The sequence below is a fragment of the Filimonas lacunae genome (genome assembly GCF_002355595.1).
GTDB classification, from domain to species: domain Bacteria; phylum Bacteroidota; class Bacteroidia; order Chitinophagales; family Chitinophagaceae; genus Filimonas; species Filimonas lacunae.
The window spans coordinates 5304803-5325459 of record NZ_AP017422.1; the positions used below are offsets into that span (position 1 = coordinate 5304803).

Sequence of the window (20657 nt, forward strand, 5' to 3'; positions counted from 1 at the left end):
CTCTGGTATTTGGGGTTTCAGTAAAATTTGTCGCAAAAATAACTTATTCGGTTTAAATTAAGCATTCACCTTTTGTTAACGGAATTAACAGGCTGGTAAGTAATACATTTGCCATCTAATAAAACGATCCAATCTGATGAAAAGATGTGTACTCATTGTTATTTCCTTACTGACGGCCGGGTCTGCCCTGTTTAGTCAGAAAAAGACGGTTACACCTGTGGCCAAACCGGTTTCCGGCGTAGCCCGTCCCAAGTTGGTAGTAGGTATAGTAATTGACCAGATGCGTTGGGATTACCTGTACCGTTTTAACAACCTGTTTAAGGTAAACGGTGGTTTCAAAAGGTTCTTAAACGAGGGATACACCTGCGAAAACACATTTATTCCTTATACGCCTACTTATACTGCAGCAGGACATGCCAGCGTATATACCGGCAGTGTACCAGCCATCAATGGTGTTACCGGTAATAACTGGTACGATAACCTGTTACAAAAAGCAGTATACTGTGCCGATGACAACACTGTTAGCACCGTAGGCAGCAGCACCGTTGCAGTTGGCCAGATGAGCCCCCGCAACCTGCTGGCCACTACCGTAACCGACGAATTACGTGTAGCTACTAATTTCAACAGTAAAGTAATTGGCATTGCCTTAAAAGACCGCGGCGCTATTATGCCTGCTGGCCACACTGCCAACGGCGCTTTCTGGTACGACGGTAAAACCGGCAAATTCGTTACCAGCACCTGGTACACCAGCGAATTACCAGATTGGGTTCAACAGTTTAATGATAGAAAATTACCCGATTCATTATATGCGCTGAACTGGAACCTGTCTTTACCCAAAGAAGTGTACAGCCAGTACTGCACAGATGATATAAAAAATTACGAAGGCCGTCCTTTTGGCAAAGAGGCCATGAGCATGCCGTATACCTTATCTCAGTATGCCGGCTCCGATTACGAAAAACTGTCTTCTACTCCACAGGGAAATACCATCACTGCCGAATTAGCCAAAACAGCAGTAGCAGCAGAGCACCTGGGTAAAGATGGCAATACCGATTTCCTGGCCGTAAGTTTCTCTTCTCCTGATTACATCGGACACACATTTGGTCCTAACTCATGGGAACAACTGGATGACTATATTAAGCTGGACGAAACCCTGGGAAAATTCTTTGATTACCTGGATGCACAGGTAGGCAAAAATCAGTGGACCGTGTTTTTAACTGCCGATCATGGTGTAGCGCACGTTCCTGGTTTTTCTAAAGAAAACAACCTGCCAGGTGGTTCATTTGGCGAAACACTGGTAAAAGATATTAACGAAGCCCTGAAAGTGAAGTTTGGCAAAAACGATATTGTAAAAGGCAGATTTAACTATCAGCTGGTATTGAATAAAGGACTGGTAGACAGCTCCGACCTGAACAGGGATGATGTAGTGGAGTTTATTATCAATTACCTGATGAAACAGGATGGTGTAGCCAATGCTTTTGAATTAAGCAAGCTGGCGCAAACTACTCTAACCGCTACTATCAAAGACAGAATTACCAACGGTTATTATCCTACCCGTTGCGGCGATATACAATATATTTTAAAGCCTGGTTATATGGACGTGGGCGCAACAGGCACCACGCATGGTTTATGGAACCCTTATGATTCACATATTCCATTGCTGTTTTACGGCTGGGGCATTAAGCATGGCAGCACCAACCGCGAAACATATATGACTGATATATCCGCAACAATCTCTGCTTTATTACACATTCAAATGCCCAGCGGTTGCGTAGGTCATGTTATTGAAGAGGTGATGAAGTAAGAATATGTTGAATAATTTTATCGGCATGGTCTCTTGAGTTTTCTATAAACCATTTATGGGTTTCCATTCCGCCACAAACCACTCCTGCCAGGTATATGCCTGGCAGGTTTGTTTCCTGGGTATCTGCATTATATACCGGACATTTTTTCCAGTCGTCAGATAACGCCACACCAAACCTTTCCAGCATGTCAAAATTGGGTCTGTAGCCTGTCATTGCCAATACGTGATCATTTTCTATAGTCACTATTCCATCAGGCGTCTGAATATCCACTTCGTTTTCCCGTATAGCGGCTACAGACGATTGAAAATAAGCTTTAATGCTTCCTTCCTGAATGCGGTTTTCAATATCCGGCTTTACCCAATATTTCACGCGTTCTCCTATACCTTCCTGCCTTATAATCATCGTTACATCCGCACCCTTGCGCCAGGTTTCCAATGCAGCATCCACCGCACTGTTATTAGCCCCTATTACCACCACTTTCCTGAACGCATAATAATGCGGCTCTTTGTAATAGTGATTTACCTTAGGCAGGTCTTCACCGGGCACATTCATGTAAATAGGAATATCATAAAAACCGGTAGCCACAATTACATTCTTAGCTGCATATTCAGCTTTAGAAGTAGTAACACTATAACGATATCCGGGTACTGTGCTGCTTTGCACGTTTTCCACCTGCTCAAACAAATGAATGTCCAGTGTGTGCATTTGTGTAACCCTTCTGTAATATTCTATTGCTTCCTGCCTGCCCGGCTTGGCAGCCATGCACATAAAGGGCGCGCCCCCTATTTCCAATCGCTCGCTGGTGCTGAAAAAGGTCATAAACAGCGGATAGTTATACAAGCTGTTTACCAGGCACCCCTTTTCTATAATCACATAACTTAATCCTGCATTTTTTGCAGCTATACCACATGCCAATCCTATAGGTCCTCCGCCCACAATCAAAACATCATACTTGTTCATATAGTAAAGTTCCCTCATAAATTTCTGACAACAGTAAAGAAAATTGCACTGTTTGAATATTTAATATATCGGGTAAGCTGGTAAGCAATTCGTGCTTCCAGAAACTATGGGATGTTCTTCGGCACACTTCAATGCCTATAGCTTCTGAATCTATCTAAATTAACATACAATCCTAACTTCTCTGACATTTTTATGCCCAAAAACTAAAACGGCCCGCAATTGCGGGCCGTTTTACTATGCTTACTAAAAGCAACAAGGATTATTTACCCAGTTTAGCTTTCAGGTTCTGATCCAGTGCTTCCAGGAACTCTTCAGTATACAGGTAGTGTTTACCATGCTCTACTTTGTTACCGTGAACGCAAACAGCCAGATCTTTTGTCATTTTACCGCTTTCTACTGTTTCAATACAAACAGCTTCCAGGGCATGACAGAAGTCAATTAACTCCTGGTTGTTGTCCAGTTTACCACGGAACTCTAAACCTCTTGTCCATGCAAAGATAGACGCGATAGGGTTAGTAGAAGTTGGCTTACCTTTCTGATGCTCGCGGTAGTGACGGGTTACAGTGCCGTGTGCAGCTTCTGCTTCCATTACTTTACCATCAGGTGTAACCAGGGTAGAGGTCATTAAACCTAATGAACCAAAACCTTGTGCTACGGTATCAGACTGTACGTCGCCATCGTAGTTTTTACAAGCCCAAACAAAGTTACCGTTCCATTTCAGAGCGCTGGCAACCATGTCATCAATTAAGCGGTGTTCGTAAACGATACCTGCTTCTGCAAATGCAGTTTTAAATTCGTTCTGATAAATATCTTCAAAGATATCTTTGAAACGACCATCGTATTTTTTCAGGATGGTGTTTTTGGTGCTCAGGTATAAAGGCCATTTTTTGCTTAATGCCTGGTTGAAACAAGCACGTGCAAAACCTTTAATGCTTTCGTCAGTGTTGTACATAGCCAGCGCTACGCCATCACCTTTGAAATTGAACACTTCAAACTCCTGTACATCACCATTCTCACCTTCAAACTTGATAGTCAGTTTACCTTTTCCTTTGGTTACAAAGTCGGTAGCACGATACTGATCGCCAAAAGCGTGACGGCCAATACAGATAGGTGCGGTCCAGTTAGGTACCAGGCGGGGAACGTTGTTACAAACAATCGGCTCACGGAACACAGTACCATCCAGGATGTTACGGATAGTTCCGTTAGGGCTTTTCCACATCTGCTTCAGCTTGAATTCTTCTACACGGGCTTCGTCAGGAGTGATGGTAGCACATTTAATACCTACGCCATATTGTTTAATAGCATTGGCAGCGTCAATAGTAACCTGGTCGTTCGTTTCATCACGGTATTCCATTCCCAGGTCATAATATTTAATATCTACTTCCAGGTAAGGCAGTATCAGCTTGTCTTTAATAAATTTCCAGATGATTCTGGTCATTTCATCGCCATCCAGTTCCACCACCGGATTGGCTACTTTAATTTTTTCAGCCATTTCAAAAAATTTTGGTTACTAAAAACGGGTACAAAAGTAGGGGTTTGTAACATTCGTAATTCAGATCGATTTCCGCAATCGTTTCCGTTACATTTTACAGTTGTTTCAACATCCAGATATTACATCCAAAATGACCCGATGCACCCAGTGCTTTCTCCAACATGGTAAAGCCACATTTTTCATACAAAGCCACGGCATTACTCAGTTCAGGTAAGGTTTCCAGGTATAGCGAGGTAAAACCGGTAGCCACAGCCGAAGCCGCACATTTTTCAATCAGCAGCTTCCCCCATCCTTTTCCACGGCTGGCAGGACTTAAATATAATTTAACCAGCTCGCAGCACCCTTCCGGCAGTCCTTCGGTAGGAAATATACCCCCACCGCCCATAATTACACCATCCACTTCCAGTATCCAGTATACCGATTGGGGTGTACGAAATAACTCAAATAAATGGTCTGTAGTAGGATCAAAATAAACCGTACCCGGTTTATCCGCTTTAAATTCTGCTAACGCAGCACGAATAATACTGGCCAATGCCGCATTATCGGCAGATGCAATCTCCCTTATCAGGGGCGTTTTCTCTATGTGTTCCATTTCTATTTAATTCACAATCAAAACAGGAATTGCTAATTTATGCCTTACCTGATCAACTGTGGCCCCATATACAAAATCTTTTATACCCGTATGCCGGTGCGCTCCCATTATTAACATATCAGCCTTCACGTCTTTTACAATGCGCACAATTTCGTTAATACGGTTTTTATACCCCAGCGCAATTTGCACCTGGTGCCCCATGCCTTCCAGTTGCGAAGCATACCATTGCAAACGCTCCTGGTCTTTACGGGTTTCATAATCATCTGCCGAAGCGCCTAAATAACTGGCCGATACCGTTTCCACTATATGCAGCAACAGGTAAGTGGCATGCGTGTGCCCCTGCGCCAATGCATGTGCTATCACCTTTTCATCTGCCGGACCAAAATCCAGTGCCACTGCAATGGTGTTCACTTTAGGAATAGACAAATTGTTCAAAGGCGTTACTTCACTATGCATGTTCATATTGGCCTTCTTCCGGTGGCGGTGCACCAGCGGTAAAAAAGTCATTACCAAAAACAACCAGGCAAATAACACCCAGGCCACTACTATCAGAATTTTCATGCCCACATGTCCCGGCTGCGCAAAGGCACTGATGCTGGAATCAGCTACCAGCTGCACATTCAAAAAGATAAGTATAGCAGCAACCAGCCACGAAAGCACTTTCACATGCCAGCGAATGGCAAACTGGCCCATCGAGCTTTTATCACTTACAAAATGTATCAGGGGAATAATGGCAAAACCCAGTTGCAGACTTAAAATCACCTGGCTAAATACCAGCAGGGCATCCAGTTCCTGATCACCATAAATCAATATTACCACCACCGCAGGCACTATGGCAATTACACGGGTAAGCAACCTGCGTATTAAAGGATTGATACGTAAACGCAGATACCCTTCCATTACAATTTGCCCTGCCAGTGTTCCTGTTACCGTACTGCTTTGTCCCGCAGCTATCAGGGCTACCGCAAATAAAAATGGCGCCAGTTTGCTACCCAGCATAGGCTCCATCAGGCGGTGTGCATCTTCTATTTTAGCTACCTGTGTATTACCAGTAGTAAAAAAAGCAGTAGCTGCCAGCACCAGGATAGCCGCATTTACCAAAAAGGCCAGGTTTAAGGCTATGGTACTGTCTACCAGGTTAAACTTCAAAGCCGTTTTAATACTATGCGGGTCACTCTTTATTTTCCGTGTTTGCACCAATGCACTATGCAGGTAAAGGTTATGGGGCATTACAGTGGCTCCAATTATACCTACTGCTATATATAAGGCACCTGTGTTAAGCGATGTAGGCACAAAACCTTTGGCCACATCGGCAAGGTCGGGTTTGGCAATCACCAGCTGCACTAAAAAAGAACCACCTATTATTGCAATCAATGCAATAATAAACGCTTCCATTTTGCGCATGCCCAGCTTTTGCAGGTAAAACAATAAAAAGGTATCAAATACGGTGATCAGTACCCCATATAATACCGGCAGCCCCGTAAGCAATTGAATGCCTATAGCCATCCCCAGCACTTCGGCCAGGTCGCAGGCAGCTATGGCCAGCTCGGCCAGCAGGTATAAACAAAAATTAACAACGGGCGGATACTCTTCGCGGTTAGCCTGCGCCAGATCGCGCCGGCGCACAATACCCAGGCGGGCACTTAAGCCCTGCAACAGCAAAGCCATCAGGTTGCTCATCAGCAACACCCATATCAGCTTATATCCAAACTGCGCGCCACCTTGTAAATCAGTGGCCCAGTTACCAGGGTCCATGTACCCCACACTTACCAGGTAAGCAGGACCGATATAGGCCAGAAAACGACGCCAACCTTTTTTACCTGTGGTAACATCTACGCTTTCATGTACCTCTCCTAATGATTGATTGCTGTTGCTAACGGGAAGCCTTGCCATAGTTAGACAAATCTAAGTTATAAATACGAAACATCTTACCGCAAAAAATGCATCATGGCAATAAAAAATTCATCATATTTGAGTAATAACCAATCCCCGGTATCACTTTAAATTTTTTTCAGCATGCGTAAAACCTGTCTGGCAATCACCCTGGTTCTTTTTTCGCTGGCAGCCTGTAAAAGCAAAACAGCTGCATTAGACGGCGATGCCCCTGTAACGGCCAAACAGTTGCAGGCAGCCTTTACGTCCCTCAAACTTCCGGCCCTTATAGCCGACTCCAATGCAAACAGGCTAAAAGATACTACTTCTATCAGCCACCAGGTGCTGGTGCAGTTTGTGCCTGATAGTGTCCTCACCAAACTGGAAGGAGGCAGTAAATACACAGCCAAAACCCGCATTAATCCTTTGGGGAAAATTGAAAAAGAAAACGGCACCTACCTTATTACCACCTTTACACATAATAAACGTACTTCTGTAGCCGCTTTCTTCTTTGATAAAGAGAATACCTACAAAGCCGCACTGGAAATATTACCTGCTAAGCGTGATAATGACTACCATTACAGTGTGTCTATTAATAAAGAACCTACGTTTACCTTAAATAAAGAACGTTTTGTCAGCGCCAGCCAGCTGCTTTATACCCGTAATGGATATGCTTATCTGGATGGCTCTACTGAGTTTATGATGGTTATTAATGAAACCAACGACGAACAAAAGAAAAGCACCGACATATACAATCCTATCGACACTCTGCCACGTAAAAACAAGTTCAGCGGTGATTATATAGAAAACAAGAAGAATTTTATTGCCGTACGTGATGGTAAAAACGACCAGCACTATTATTTCTTTATCCACTTTGAAAAGAACAATGGAGCCTGTACCGGTGAGCTGAAAGGCGAGTTTACAGTAGGCGCTAACAATAAAGCCATATACCAACAAAACGGCGACCCTTGCGTTATAGATTTTTCTTTCTCTACCGGCAGCATATCTGTGAAAGAGCAAGGCAGCTGTGGTAACCATCGCGGTATCAGGTGTTTATTCAATGATAGCTATACCAAAAAGAAGGAGAAAAAGAAAAAATAACACCAACCAGCCATTGTGTAAAAAATACATTTTGTCATTTTCCTTTATATTCGCCACGATTTTTGACTAAATCCGCAATAAATGAATTTTAGAAATTTCCAGGTTCCATACCAGGTAAACGAACGTTATGCAAAGAAGGTAGCTTATTTCTCCATGGAGTTTGCTGTACACCAGCCTTTAAAAATTTACAGCGGCGGACTTGGTTTCTTATCCGGTTCTCACCTGCGCAGTGCCTATGAATTACGTCAAAATATGATTGGCATTGGCATTTTATGGAAGTTCGGCTATTACGACCAGGCCCGTAACCAGGATCAGACCCTGCAGGTTACCTGGACCGAGAAAATATACAATTTTCTGGAAGATACCGGCATCCGTTACCAGATTCTGATACACGATTCACCGGTTTGGGTAAAGGCAATGTACCTGCCCCCTACCACCTTTAACACGGCGCCTTTGTTTTTATTAAGCACCGATCTTCCTGAAAACGATTACATTTCACAAACCATCACACACCGCCTGTACGATGCCAACGTAGCCACCAAAGTGGCACAGTTTATTTTACTGGGTGTGGGTGGCGCTAAATTAATAGATGAGCTGGGCTTCAACCCCGACCGTTATCACCTCAACGAAGCACATGGCCTGTCAGCCGCTTTTTATCTGCTGAATAAGTTTAAAAGCCTTGACACCCTGCGCGAACACCTGGTGTTTACTACACACACACCGGAAGAAGCAGGTAACGAAAAACATGACATTTACCTGTGCCATAAAATGAGCTATTTCTGTGGCCTTAGCATTGATGAGGTAAGAAAGGTTACCGGCATCCAGGACGATCTGTTCAACCACTCGCTGGCCGCCCTACGCTTTGCACGGTTAGCCAATGGCGTGTCTGAACTGCACGGCCATGTATCCCGCGAAATGTGGCAGAAATATCCTGGTGTATGTCCTATCATTTCTATCACCAACGCACAAAACCTGCGCTATTGGGCCGATAAACAGTTATACCGTTTTTCAGACGAGCAGAACCATGAAAAGTTCGACGACCGCAAAAAGTGGTTAAAGTGGAGAGCTTTTGAAATTGTAGCCGACCAAACCGGTAAGCAGTTTAACCCCGATACATTAACCATAGTGTGGGCACGCCGCTTTGCTGGTTATAAACGCGCTGATTTCTTAACGCAAAATATGGCGCGTTTTGAAAAACTGATCAACGACAACAATTACCCTGTTCAAATTATCTGGGCTGGTAAACCTTATCCGAGTGACTACCCTGCTATTAACCAATTTAACCACCTGGTTAGCCTGAGTAAGAACTATAAGAACATAGCAGTGCTTACCGGCTACGAGCTGGCTTTAAGCAAGCGACTAAAACAGGCTGCCGATGTTTGGTTAAACAACCCACGCGTTCCACGCGAAGCATCAGGCACCAGTGGCATGACTGCCGCTATGAACGGTGCTGTAAACCTCTCTACCGATGACGGCTGGATACCAGAATTTGCCGATCATGGCAACAACAGCTTTGTGGTGCCTAAAGGCAACTATGCCAGCATGAGCACTGAAGAGCAGGATCAGTACGATCTGGATAAACTATATGAAATACTGGAGAATGAAATTCTTCCATTGTATTACAACAACTACCACACGTGGCGGCAGATAGTACAAAACGGTATGCGCGACGTGTTACTGAAATTTGAAAGTAACCGTATGGCCGATGAGTATTACGAACTGCTCTATAAATAGTTCCGTTTTTAAGTACACGCATGAGAAAGTCCAGGTAAAGAATCCCGCCACAAGGCGGGATTTCTTTTTACAGCCAATAAGCTTGTACTTTTGCATATGCCTAATAAAATTGTCATTGCTATTACCGGGGCCAGCGGATCTATTTATCCCAAATTGCTGATAGAAAAATTATTAACGATACCACAGCAATGGGATGAGCTAAGTGTGGTGATGAGTAACAATGCCAAAGAAGTATGGCAAACCGAACTGGACAACACCAGCTACCTCAACTATCCCGTACAATTTTACGATAAGCATAACTTCCAGGCGCCATTTGCATCAGGTTCTGCCCGCTATAATATTATGATTGTAGCTCCCTGTAGCATGGGCACACTGGGCCGCATAGCTAATGGCATCAGTGATGATGTTATTACCCGCGCTGCTGATGTAGTATTGAAAGAAAGGAGAAAATTGATATTACTGGCCCGCGAAACGCCTTACAATCTTATTCATATCCGCAATATGGAAGCGGTTACCCTGGCTGGCGGCATTATATGTCCGGCCACCCCTTCCTTCTACAGCAAGCCCACCACCATTGAAGAAGTAGCTGCTACAGTAACCGATCGCGTGCTGGATCTGGCAGGGTTGGATATTACCAGCTACCGCTGGAATACACAGTCCTGAACTACTTAATCATTGTCACCATCTGGTTGTTCGCTAACCAGCTTCTGTATAATCCGTAATTGGTCTACTGTCATGGTACTGATCAGCTCAAACGAATCAGTGATCGTTTTCATATCACTTAATGTTTTGCGGGTGGCAGCGCCGTCATCTTCCGTACCGCCGCTTTCCAGCTCTTTGCGACGTATGTCCATCAACTGCTGAATTTTGTCACTGATAGGTAGCTTGGCAGCCACATTCAGCACTTCCACCGAACGGTGGTGTTGCAGTAGTTCAATAGACTGTCTGAATTGAAGGTCTACCTGCTGCACCAATGGCTGAAATTCCTGTGATTCATATTGTGCTGCATTCCGCTGTGCATAATAACTCAGGGCTGCTATATGAGAAGTCAACATATGGCTGGTAGCTACAAACTGATGATAATGTTTCAGCTTGGGGCGTTTGTCTTTAGGTTCACTCAGCATCCGTTGCAGGTTATCGCTCAGGTTGGCCAGGGCCACAAAAGCATTTTTACGCACCAGTTTAAATGTAGTTACATCCGGTTGTTTACCCGTAAAGCATTCCGCGGCAGCATCAAAATACGACCGGTTATTCTGCAAAGCTTCCAGCATTAAAGTGGTTACCTGTTCCTGTTCCCAGGTTGGCAGCACAAACTGCGCAACAATAAACGCCACCACCGAGCCTATAAAAGTATCCAGCACCCTGTCGTGCAGCACCGCTTCATATCCCGCAGGATTTAAAAAGGCAAAGCTGAGCAATACATAAATAGTAATACAGGCCGAAGCCACCAGGTATTGCAACTTTAAAAAGCTGTAAGATATAATCATGGCCAGCAACATAAACACCAGCCAGGCGGTTCTGTCATGCACATATATCAATATGGCCATGCCCACTACACCACCTATTAATGTGCCTGCCAAACGTTGCAGGTTTCGTTTCCTGCTTATACTGTAGGCCGGTTTTATAATGGTGACAATGGTTAACAATATCCAGTAGCCATGCCCCAATGTAAAAAACAGGGATATGATATAACCAATCATCAGCGCCACGGTAACCCGGGCCGCATGCCGGAAACTGGCACTTTTCAACGACAGGTTGGCCAGCAGAATTTTGGGGTCCAGCTCCGAGCGGGTCACAAACTGGTTCACATCTTCCTGCACCTTAAACTGGCGAGCTATTCGCTTATCAAAAGCAGTAGCTGCATGCAAACGTTTAATCCTTTCTGTAATATCCTGTATGCTGTATAATATCTGGCGCAGTTTAATAACGCCTTCAATGGTGTTCGGATTCAGGTATTTTTTACGCAGTTCAAAAAAATGATCCATGGTCACTTTCAGCAAAGCATCCAGGTCATTCTTGCTTTTGCTGGCTGTACCGCTTTGTACGGCCAAACCAATTTCATGCAGTTCATCCGCCAACGCCGCAATCATCCAGGCATAATCTTCCAGTATGTCCGAGTTATCAAACTCTTCATGCAGCGATGTGTAATCCTGTTGCGATGTCATTACCCTTTCCAGCAGGTCAATGCTATCCAGGAACATCATCATCAACGTTCTGCTTTTGGTGGTAGACTCGCTTACAAACTGGCGCGACTTAAACAGCATTTCCCGCAAATCGGTATGATGCTGCTGAATCAGTACCTGGTAACGCATCAGCTCTGTATTCAAATGCTCGTAATCCGGCTCCAGTTTATAAAAGCCCGATTTAATACGCAGGTAGGTTGACATGTCAATTAAACACTCCCCCATCAACTGTTGTATATGTAAAAACGGACGCAGATTATACAATACCATGCTTAAAAAAGCATACCAGGTACCGCCTGCCGCAAACAGCAAGGCATCCCACCAGATAGAGTGACTTTGTAAATGACTGTCTACATTAAATATAAACACCAGCAGGGCAATAAGCCCTATACTGCTAATGCGGGTGCCATATACGCCTATCAGGGTAAAAAACATCCCAAACACCACTATTTCCACTCCCAGCAACCAGGGCAATTCCCTGCTAAAGCCAGTAATGATAGCAACTACAAAATTGATAAGGATGCTGGCAATTAAACCATTCTTGCGGTGATGCGGCGGACCAGGGTTATCTGTTAAGCTTACGCAAAGCGCGCCCAGCGGCATGGCCATCCATGCAGCCAGCAAATCAAAGTGATATAATACTACAGCCGGTATAACAGCCCCTGCCGTAATACGTATGCCTGAATGCAAATATTGCCCCGTGATAAATTTCCTAAACTCCCTGGTATAGTCCATAGCCTTACGGTATGCGCAAACATAATCGTTTTCACGCACTATTCCATCTATCGCACTACCACATTTACCTGCTCTTCCGCTACCTGCTGAATTACGCTGTTTCTCTTTTGCAGTAAGGACTTCATATATGTTTTTAAAAACAATATATCCGCTAATTTCCCCATGCATCCTAGGGGGGAAGCGAACTCAAATTCGTCAATCATTAAGGTTCCTCCGTTCTCTTCCCGGAAAATATGATGGTGCTTCAATTTCTTAAAAGGCCCTTCCACCATTTCATCTCTGAAATAATGTGGTTGCTGCAGGGCCGTGATTTTACTGGTCATATGCATCACAATTCCAAAATGGCGGGCTTCCCAGGTAACCGTTTCTCCTTCGTTAATAAAACCGGAGGTTACACCCGCTATGGCCTTTTCACCGGCCTGCTCCATACTTTGGGTGTGCAGGTCAATGCTGCGGGATAAATTAAAACAAACATCTACCGGGGCGTTAATATAAGTTTCTAATTGAATGAGCGGCATAAGAGTTAGTGTTATATGCGTATGCTTAATATGTCGTGTATGGCATAAGATGCACGGGTGAACAAAAATACATAACCACTATCCAATAATTTTTGCGGAGCCACCCACCTGCTTTTTAAAAGCAGTTCCGTTTCCGTTCCAATCAGCATCGCTCCGGCATCCAGCAACCATTGCGGAGCCGGTAAACCAAAAGGAGCGCCATAGGCACGGCGAATATCTTTCATCAGGTCTTTGTTCCGCACAGGTTCCGGTCCCGTGCAGTTTATCACACCTTCTATCTCTGTATGCTGCAGTAACCATTCCACACTTCCTGCTACATCCTGCTCATGTATCCAGGCAATATATTGTTCACCAACGCCATGTTTGCCACCCAGCCCCAGCTTTACCATATTTAGCAATCTTGGAAAAACACCGTCTTTACGTCCCAACACAATACCCATACGTAAAGCAATTTTGCGGGTACGGGGCGCAGACATATCAAAGAAAGCAGATTCCCATGCTTTGCAGATATCGATCGAAAACCCATATCCAATCTGTCCCGTCGCCTCATCCTGTGGCTTATCCTCTGCATGCCGGTAAATGGTGGCCGAAGTAACGTTGATCCAAAGCTCAGGCGGCAGTTTACAGCCTGTCACAGCAACACCTAATGCGCGGGTAGGCAATAGCCGTGACTCAAGAAGTGCCCGCTGGTTTTGTGCAGTATACCGGCAGTTTACGTTTTTACCACATAGGTTTACCAACATATCTGCTCCCTCCAACGCCGTACACCACGCCCCCTGTGTAACACCATCCCACACTATGGTTTGAACATTGTCAACATCCGGGCTGGCTTTGCGCGCCAATATAATAATAGAAGCTGCTTTATCCTTAAAGTAACGCACAAGCACTCCCCCCAGGTAGCCATTGCCACCTGCCAGCACAATTTTCTGATACAACATATTAGTAGAGTTTAAGCAATACTGCCAGTAGTAATAAACGATACAGTACCCAGGTAACAGAAGGGATATAATTCAACCCGAGCAAAGAACAACGACGCAGGTGTTCCAGGAACATCAATCCGGCCACAGTCATAAAAAAACTTACATAAAAAACAACGCTGGCATGCAACAGGCTACCCACCATCATACCCAATAACAATAATAAAGCTCCTGCCAGTGAAACAGTCATCATATTACCCAGGTAGTCCCAGGTCTTTTGTGGTGCAATGCGGCTTAGTACAAACGCTTGAAAAATAATCTGCCCCCCGCACACAAGATATTCCCTGTAAAAACCGCCGGCAGACAGTACGGTAGTAATGCGCCATGCATAAGCCGAAAGAATAAAGGCCGTTACCAGCCAGGTAAACAACAGCCAGGCAATACGATACCGTTTTTTAAAAGAAGGCTGTAAGGCTAAGTGATGGGTAGCATCGGCAGAAGGGATAATTACCCGCCGGTTGTAGGATACAAAAGCGTATAAACGCCCCATCACGCTAATAAAAGAGCTGCTTTGAAACAAGCGCCTGAAAACAGGAAAGGAATGGGCAATAATGGTAAACAGGCTTTGGATGCCGTAGGTAACTTCACCGGTTTGCCTGTTTACCAGGGCAATTTCATTCACCGCCCTTTGCATATCAATATCAAAACAGCTATGTGATGCTGTATGTTGGTAAGCTTCCCGCCCATTGTTGTCCAGCATCCCCGCTTTAACAAAAGCCCGGGTATACAGGTGACACATAGGACAATCGGCGTCGTATAAAATCAGATGGTCTTTTAAGGTCTTCATATTGTAGTGCTTTAATGACACCACAAATATAAATACACTTTCTAAACTTTCAATATATTCTGAAAATAAAGAAACTTTACTTAGCGAATCTCTCGGGAGTAAAAGGAGCCATATCTAAAGATGTGGCTTTTTGTGCAGCCAGCTCACTCACCAGCTTACCCGTTGCGGGTCCCAGGCTTACCCCCAGCATAGAATGGCCGGTTGCCATAATACAATTGGGAACTTTTTTCAGATACCCAATATAGGGCAGCCCATCTGCCGAACAGGGCCTGTAGCCATACCATACTTTAGATGCTTCCGGCATAGGAATATCATATTCCGGCAAAAATTGTTTTACGGAGGAGAGTATACCCTGTACCCTTTTAAAATTAGGCGGCGCATCCAGCGCAGTAATTTCCATAGTACCTCCAAAGCGGATCTTATTACCATCCATAGGGGATATCGCCACCCGTCCTTCGGTTAATATAGCCGGATGTTGTAAGCGGTAGGGCGAGTTTTCAAATGTAACAGAATAGCCACGTCCTCCTACCATAGGCATAGTAGTATGTAACATATCGGCCACCCCCTTACTCCACGAGCCGGCGGCCACTACCACCAGGTCAGCTTCATAACGCCCGTTGGCAGTAATTACTTTGCTTATGTCCTTACCGTTCTTTTCAAAGCCGGTTACGGCTTCGTTCTTTATAAAAGTAACCTGCCGCTGTGCCAGCTGGCTTAACAGGTTCTTCATCAGGTTGCCGGGATATAAGTGTGCATCACATTTAAAATGTATCGCTCCTCTTATGTTCAGTTGTGTATGTGGCTCCAGTTGGGCCACTTCTTCTTTGCTGAGTAAAACAGCATCCAGGCCCAGCTTCTTTGCCTGTTCAACACTATGATGGGCATGATGCTCATTTGCTTCGGTCTGAAACATTTCCAGCATCCCTTTTGTTTCATACGCAAAATCAAAACCAGGCGTAGTAGCCCAGCTTTCATACAGCGCTTTACTTAACAGCGCTATATCACGCAAAGGCAAGGCACTTTTCTCTACGTTACGCGCATTGGCGCTTTTCATAAACTGAAACCCCCACTGCAGCAAAGCTGCATTCACCCTTGGCTTTACATAAAAAGGGCTTTGCGGGTTCAGCATCCATTTAAAACCCTGCATTACAATACCGGGTGCGGCCATCGGTACAAAGTGGCTGGGGCAAACATAACCGGCGTTACCATAACTACAGTTATCGGTAAAATCACCTTTATCAATGACAGTAACATCCCAACCACCCTCTCTTAAAAACCAGGCCGAGCTTAATCCTATAATACCACCACCTATAACAATAGCTTTCATCTGTAATGTTGTTTAACGGGTTTACGCAAAAGTTATATTACCTGGAATCCATAAGCATATGGATCATCTTCGGGGTCAATAGTAATGGTATTGTAGCCATAAACTTTTGCCCACCCTTCAATACCAGGTCTGATAGCCGGTTTGCCCGCTACAGTGGTTTCTTCTTCAATAGTTCCCCGGAAGGTAGAACCAATGATACTCTCATGAATAAATACATCCTCTTTTTTCAGCATGCCTTTAGCATACCATTGCGCCATCCGTGCCGATGTACCGGTACCACAGGGACTGCGATCTATTGCCTTATCACCATAAAACACCGCATTGCGTGCGGTAGAGGTAGGGTCTAAAACAGCTCCCGTCCACAATACATGCGAGCATCCATTAATAGTAGGGTTATCCGGATGTACAAACTGATACTTCTCATTAATTCGGCTGCGCATTTCCCTGGCCCAGGCAATCAGTTTGTCGGCACTGTAATGTTCCAGTCCTTTAAAATTCTTTTGTACATCCACAATGGCATAAAAATTACCACCGTAAGAAACATCAAATACCAGCTCGCCCAATTCAGGACACTCTACCGTTAACTCTGTCGAATCCAGGTAGGCAGGCACGTTGGTAAGCTTTACGCTTTTTACTTTCTTTCCTTCCTGCCGGTAGTTGATCATCACCAGGCCCGCAGGCGCTTCCATGCGAACAATGCCCGGCACCCTGGGCGTTATCAGGCCTTCCTCAATAGCAATAGTAATAGTGCCGATGGTACCATGGCCACACATGGGCAGGCAACCACTGGTTTCAATAAACAATACTCCTACATCGTTGGCTTTATCATGCGGGGCATACAGTATACTGCCACTCATCATATCGTGCCCGCGGGGTTCAAACATAAGCCCCTTTCTTATCCAGTCATATTCTTTTAAAAAATGCTGGCGCTTTTCACTCATGTTATTCCCTTCCAGCACCGGTCCTCCACCGGCTACCAAACGCACGGGATTACCGCAGGTATGCGCATCAATACAGAAGAATGTTTTTTTCATCACAAAGCAGAATTAGTCAGTTGATTGTTTACTATGCGCCAGATATGAAGCGGATTGCTATTCTTTAATTCATCAGGTAACAATGCATCGGGAAAACCCTGAAAACATAAAGGCCTAACCCATCTTTGTATAGCGCTGCTACCCACCGAGGTAAAACGCGCATCAGTAGTTGCCGGGAAAGGTCCCCCGTGCACCATGGCTGCACAAACCTCTACACCGGTAGGCACACTGTTAATGATAATTCTGCCAGCCAATGATTGCTGCAGCGCTATAATATCTGTAAATTGTTCTAAATCTTTTTCGGTAGCCATCAGGGTAGTGGTCAGCTGCCCTTTCACCTGCTGCAACGCCTGCTTCAGTTCATGCACATCTTCACATTCCACTACCAGCGAAAGCGGACCAAACACTTCCTCTTTCAACACACCGTTTTGTATAAAAGTGGCCGCGGGCACTTTGGCTATTACAGGTAATGGACAAATACCTGTTGCTTGCTGTGCCGATTGCACCACAATCTCTACCTTTTGTTGTTGCAATATTTCTTCCGAAGCACGCTGCCAGTTACAGTAAATACCTTCATGCAGCATAGGCTGCGGCGCAACCTTGCCAATTTCTTCACCCAAATGCTGTAAAAACAGTTGAAACCCTTCGCCTTTTACCGCCAGCAATAAACCGGGGTTGGTACAAAACTGCCCCATGCCGGCGGTAATGGACGCAGCATATAGCTGCGCCAGTTGGGCCGGTTGTTGCTGTAGTTTATCGGGGAATAACACTACAGGGTTTATGCTGCTCATTTCTGCAAACACAGGAATAGGACATGCTCTTTCATTGGCATATTGCCAGATGGCTTTTCCACCTGCCAACGAGCCGGTAAAGCCTACAGCAGCAGCATGCTCATGCTGCACCAGTGCTTTGGCTAAGGCATTGCCCTTATCGCTAACATGCTGTACCACATGTTGATGCAGGTTACTTTTTTGTATCGCTTCTTCAATAGCTTTATATACTAAGTTCGACGTTTTCTCATGAGCAGGGTGGGCTTTAATCACCACACTGCAACCAGCAGCAAGCGCGCTGGCCGTATCGCCACCGGCAGTAGAAAAAGCAAAAGGAAAGTTGCTGGCGCCAAAGACAATCACAGGCCCCGAAGGCACCTTCATTTTACGAATGTCGGGCCGCGCAGGTGTGCGGGTGTCATCAGCCATATCTATGGCTGCTTCTACCCAGCTGCCTTCCAGTAATACATTGGCAAATAGCTGCAGTTGTCCGGTAGTTCGTGAAATTTCTCCGTTCAGTCTTGGTAAAGGTAAATGCGTTTCTTCTTGTGCTGTCGCTACCAATACTTCCCGGTAGCTTTCAATACTTGCGGCTATCTGCTGCAAAAATGCAGCTTTAACGGCAGCACCTGCCTTCTTATAACTGTCAAATGCTTCCTGTGCCTGCTGCATAATAGTGGCAGCCTGTACACTTTTCTCTTCCAATAGTTCTGTTGCCATGCGGTTGCGTTACTGTGTATATAAATTAATGAACAGCAATAGATAAATATTCAGGTAATTGAGGACGGTTGGCCAATGCAGTATTAATAACAGTTAGTATTCTTTCCCGCTCTTCACCAATCAAGGTTAACCGGGGGGCTCTTACATACTCAGTACCTATACCAGCCTGCTTTTCTGCCAGCTTAATGTATTGCACTAATTTAGGATGAATATCTAATTCCAGCAAGGGCATAAACCAACGATATATTTTAGTGGCTTCTTCAATCCTTCCTGCCTTGGTTAAACGGTAAATAGCTACTGTTTCGCGTGGGAAAGCACACACCAGTCCGGCAACCCAGCCATTAGCACCCAGTAATAACTCTTCCATAGCAATAGTATCCACACCACATAATATGCTGAATCTATCGCCAAAACGATTGATCATACGGGTTACATTCGTAACATCCCTTGACGACTCTTTTACCGCAGTAATGGTAGGCACTTCTGCCAGCTCGGCAAACATATCCAGGGTTACTTCTATTTTGTAATCAACCGGGTTGTTATATATCATCACAGGCAAATCAGTGGCAGCAGCTACCGTTTTAAAATAGGTAACTGTTTCCCTGTCATCTGCTTTGTAGCGCATAGGTGGCAGCAACATCAACCCCCTGGCTCCCCATTCTTTAGCCAGCTTAGCCTGCCTTACTGCTTCTGTAGTAACGCTTTCCGCAATGTTCAATATTACAGGCACTTTATCTCCTGTAATCTCTAATGTGGTTTTCACCAATAACTCCTTTTCTGCCGTATTTAATACACTTGCTTCGCCTAAGCTTCCGCCCAACACAATCCCATTCACACCAGCAGCAAGCTGCTCCTTTACGTTAGCCGAAAAGCCAGCCAGATCCAATTCTCCTTCTGCAGTAAATTTGGTTGTAATAGCCGGGAACACCCCTTTCCATTGTAAACTCATAAATCTTTTTTTTCAAAATTAACGGGCTGCAACCGGGGGCAATTCGCATTTATTAGTAATTTACTTTCATATTTTAACCGATAATATTACCAGAACCATTCTATCGGATAATTTCTGCACATTTACATATAACTGCTTAATAAATGACCGCCAACAAAAAAATAGTTCCTTATGAAAGTTCTTCAGTTTACCATTCCTGTTGCACACGATAAAACCATTATCGTACAAAAAGATGTGTTGCCGCACTTCTACCCACACCTGCACAGGCATGAAGAAATTCAATTAACGTGGGTACAGAAAGGCGAAGGCACTTTAATTGCCGAAAACAACATGCATGCTTTCCGGCATAACGAAATTTTCTGGCTGGGCGCCAACCAGCCACATCTGTTTAAAAACGATCCTTCTTATTTTTCCGGCAGAGGTAAAAAAACAATCCAGTCGCTCAACATCTTTTTTAACCCCGATGGTAAGCTGGGTCCTGTTTTCAACCTGGAAGAGCTGAAGAACATCAAAGCTTTTTTAAACAAGTATCAGCACGGCTTTAAACTGCCCGAGATAATGGTAGCCGAAGTAGCTGCCTGTATGCTACGCATTCAGCAGGCCAGGCCGGTTGATCAGTTTATCCATTTTATAGAAATGCTGAAACTGCTGCAGGCAGCCCCGCAGTTAGAACCTTTGGTATCCGGGTCTAAACTATCTTCTGTAAGTGATCATGAGGGGTTGCGCATCGGGCATATCTATAACTACATTATGCAGCATTACGATACCGATATTATGCTGGAAGATATTGCCAAACACGCACACATGACCCCACAGGCATTTTGCCGCTATTTTAAAAAGCATACCCGCTTAACGTTTGTGGCTTTCTTAAACGAAGTGCGTATTAATGAGGCATGTAAAAAGCTGGCAGATGGTACCTATGATAGTATTTCTACGGTAGCCTATCATTGCGGCTTTAATAGCATCACCAACTTTAACCGGGTGTTTAAAACCGTTACAGGTAAATCGCCACGCGATTATGTGAGAGAGTATTCATTACCAGGACTAGATTAGCATCTTATACCAGCTACCGGCGGCGCTTGCATGGCCGCTGGTAGACTTTAA

17 protein-coding genes are annotated in these 20657 nt (G+C 44.7%); 5 read left to right on the forward strand and 12 right to left on the reverse strand.

The window, feature by feature from the left end; translation table 11 throughout:
- Positions 1–136 precede the first annotated feature (136 nt).
- Entirely contained in the window at positions 137–1801 is a 1665-nt protein-coding gene (gene pafA / locus FLA_RS20860) for an alkaline phosphatase PafA (RefSeq protein ID WP_076382165.1), read from the forward strand.
- On the opposite strand, the gene FLA_RS20865 is transcribed toward pafA, so the two are convergent.
- The 4 genes from FLA_RS20865 to FLA_RS20880 all read right to left on the reverse strand — a co-directional run bounded on the left by FLA_RS20865 (position 1779) and on the right by FLA_RS20880 (position 6739).
- Positions 1779–2762 (reverse strand): YpdA family putative bacillithiol disulfide reductase, encoded by a 984-nt coding sequence (locus tag FLA_RS20865; protein WP_076382291.1) that lies wholly within the window; start codon positions 2760–2762, stop codon positions 1779–1781. The genes pafA and FLA_RS20865 overlap by 23 nt on opposite strands.
- Before the next feature lie 259 nt (positions 2763–3021).
- Complete coding sequence (locus tag FLA_RS20870; protein WP_076382166.1) at positions 3022–4254, reverse strand: NADP-dependent isocitrate dehydrogenase; 1233 nt, start codon at positions 4252–4254, stop codon at positions 3022–3024.
- A 94-nt stretch (positions 4255–4348) separates the two neighbouring features.
- Entirely contained in the window at positions 4349–4846 is a 498-nt protein-coding gene (locus tag FLA_RS20875) for a GNAT family N-acetyltransferase (protein WP_076382167.1), read from the reverse strand.
- A gap of 6 nt (positions 4847–4852) precedes the next feature.
- Positions 4853–6739 carry an Nramp family divalent metal transporter gene (locus FLA_RS20880; RefSeq protein ID WP_076382168.1) on the reverse strand — a complete coding sequence of 629 codons (1887 nt, stop codon included), beginning with the start codon at positions 6737–6739 and terminating at the stop codon, positions 4853–4855.
- A 123-nt stretch (positions 6740–6862) separates the two neighbouring features.
- Between FLA_RS20880 and FLA_RS20885 the strand changes: the two genes are divergently transcribed.
- The 3 genes from FLA_RS20885 (at position 6863) to FLA_RS20895 (ending at position 10216) form a co-directional block, all read left to right on the forward strand.
- Positions 6863–7819 (forward strand): hypothetical protein, encoded by a 957-nt coding sequence (locus FLA_RS20885; protein WP_076382169.1) that lies wholly within the window; start codon positions 6863–6865, stop codon positions 7817–7819.
- 81 nt (positions 7820–7900) lie between these two features.
- Positions 7901–9553 (forward strand): alpha-glucan family phosphorylase, encoded by a 1653-nt coding sequence (glgP, locus tag FLA_RS20890; protein WP_076382170.1) that lies wholly within the window; start codon positions 7901–7903, stop codon positions 9551–9553.
- A 96-nt stretch (positions 9554–9649) separates the two neighbouring features.
- Entirely contained in the window at positions 9650–10216 is a 567-nt protein-coding gene (locus tag FLA_RS20895) for a UbiX family flavin prenyltransferase (RefSeq protein WP_076382171.1), read from the forward strand.
- A gap of 5 nt (positions 10217–10221) precedes the next feature.
- Here the strand turns inward: FLA_RS20895 and FLA_RS20900 are convergent, their stop codons facing one another.
- From FLA_RS20900 to FLA_RS20935, 8 genes are all read right to left on the reverse strand, one after another.
- Positions 10222–12471 (reverse strand): FUSC family membrane protein, encoded by a 2250-nt coding sequence (locus tag FLA_RS20900; RefSeq protein ID WP_076382172.1) that lies wholly within the window; start codon positions 12469–12471, stop codon positions 10222–10224.
- A 47-nt stretch (positions 12472–12518) separates the two neighbouring features.
- On the reverse strand, positions 12519–12989 hold the full coding sequence (locus FLA_RS20905) for an SRPBCC family protein (RefSeq protein WP_076382173.1): 471 nt from the start codon (positions 12987–12989) through the stop codon (positions 12519–12521).
- Between the two features lie 11 nt (positions 12990–13000).
- A complete protein-coding gene (locus FLA_RS20910; RefSeq protein WP_076382174.1) occupies positions 13001–13927 on the reverse strand; it encodes a TIGR01777 family oxidoreductase in 927 nt (308 codons plus the stop codon).
- 1 nt (position 13928) lies between these two features.
- Positions 13929–14753, reverse strand: coding sequence for a DUF393 domain-containing protein (locus tag FLA_RS20915; RefSeq protein WP_076382175.1), 825 nt, complete (start codon positions 14751–14753; stop codon positions 13929–13931).
- Positions 14754–14829: 76 nt separating this feature from the next.
- Positions 14830–16080: an NAD(P)/FAD-dependent oxidoreductase gene (locus FLA_RS20920; protein WP_076382176.1), complete on the reverse strand. Its 1251-nt coding sequence runs from the start codon at positions 16078–16080 to the stop codon at positions 14830–14832.
- Between the two features lie 32 nt (positions 16081–16112).
- Positions 16113–17114, reverse strand: coding sequence for a 4-hydroxyproline epimerase (locus FLA_RS20925; RefSeq protein ID WP_076382177.1), 1002 nt, complete (start codon positions 17112–17114; stop codon positions 16113–16115).
- Entirely contained in the window at positions 17114–18604 is a 1491-nt protein-coding gene (locus FLA_RS20930) for an aldehyde dehydrogenase (NADP(+)) (protein WP_076382178.1), read from the reverse strand. Before FLA_RS20930 ends, FLA_RS20925 begins: the two co-directional genes overlap by 1 nt.
- A gap of 25 nt (positions 18605–18629) precedes the next feature.
- Positions 18630–19553: a dihydrodipicolinate synthase family protein gene (locus tag FLA_RS20935; protein WP_076382179.1), complete on the reverse strand. Its 924-nt coding sequence runs from the start codon at positions 19551–19553 to the stop codon at positions 18630–18632.
- Positions 19554–19724: 171 nt separating this feature from the next.
- Here FLA_RS20935 and FLA_RS20940 point away from each other — a divergent pair, with 171 nt between their 5' ends.
- Positions 19725–20606, forward strand: a complete 882-nt coding sequence (locus FLA_RS20940) for an AraC family transcriptional regulator (protein WP_076382180.1) — start codon at positions 19725–19727, stop codon at positions 20604–20606.
- The last annotated feature ends 51 nt before the right edge of the window (positions 20607–20657 follow it).

Bases quoted from the DNA above. Each gene is read 5' to 3' on its own strand.
- FLA_RS20920 (WP_076382176.1), bottom strand. From the start codon at position 16,080: ATGAAAGCTATTGTTATAGGTGGTGGTATTATAGGATTAAGCTCGGCC.
- FLA_RS20875 (WP_076382167.1), bottom strand. From the start codon at position 4,846: ATGGAACACATAGAGAAAACGCCCCTGATAAGGGAGATTGCATCTGCC.
- glgP (WP_076382170.1), top strand. From the start codon at position 7,901: ATGAATTTTAGAAATTTCCAGGTTCCATACCAGGTAAACGAACGTTAT.
- FLA_RS20905 (WP_076382173.1), bottom strand. From the start codon at position 12,989: ATGCCGCTCATTCAATTAGAAACTTATATTAACGCCCCGGTAGATGTT.
- FLA_RS20925 (WP_076382177.1), bottom strand. From the start codon at position 17,114: ATGAAAAAAACATTCTTCTGTATTGATGCGCATACCTGCGGTAATCCC.
- FLA_RS20900 (WP_076382172.1), bottom strand. From the start codon at position 12,471: ATGGACTATACCAGGGAGTTTAGGAAATTTATCACGGGGCAATATTTG.
- FLA_RS20870 (WP_076382166.1), bottom strand. From the start codon at position 4,254: ATGGCTGAAAAAATTAAAGTAGCCAATCCGGTGGTGGAACTGGATGGC.
- FLA_RS20895 (WP_076382171.1), top strand. From the start codon at position 9,650: ATGCCTAATAAAATTGTCATTGCTATTACCGGGGCCAGCGGATCTATT.
- FLA_RS20940 (WP_076382180.1), top strand. From the start codon at position 19,725: ATGAAAGTTCTTCAGTTTACCATTCCTGTTGCACACGATAAAACCATT.
- FLA_RS20930 (WP_076382178.1), bottom strand. From the start codon at position 18,604: ATGGCAACAGAACTATTGGAAGAGAAAAGTGTACAGGCTGCCACTATT.
- FLA_RS20865 (WP_076382291.1), bottom strand. From the start codon at position 2,762: ATGAACAAGTATGATGTTTTGATTGTGGGCGGAGGACCTATAGGATTG.
- pafA (WP_076382165.1), top strand. From the start codon at position 137: ATGAAAAGATGTGTACTCATTGTTATTTCCTTACTGACGGCCGGGTCT.
- FLA_RS20880 (WP_076382168.1), bottom strand. From the start codon at position 6,739: ATGGCAAGGCTTCCCGTTAGCAACAGCAATCAATCATTAGGAGAGGTA.
- FLA_RS20935 (WP_076382179.1), bottom strand. From the start codon at position 19,553: ATGAGTTTACAATGGAAAGGGGTGTTCCCGGCTATTACAACCAAATTT.
- FLA_RS20910 (WP_076382174.1), bottom strand. From the start codon at position 13,927: ATGTTGTATCAGAAAATTGTGCTGGCAGGTGGCAATGGCTACCTGGGG.
- FLA_RS20915 (WP_076382175.1), bottom strand. From the start codon at position 14,753: ATGAAGACCTTAAAAGACCATCTGATTTTATACGACGCCGATTGTCCT.
- FLA_RS20885 (WP_076382169.1), top strand. From the start codon at position 6,863: ATGCGTAAAACCTGTCTGGCAATCACCCTGGTTCTTTTTTCGCTGGCA.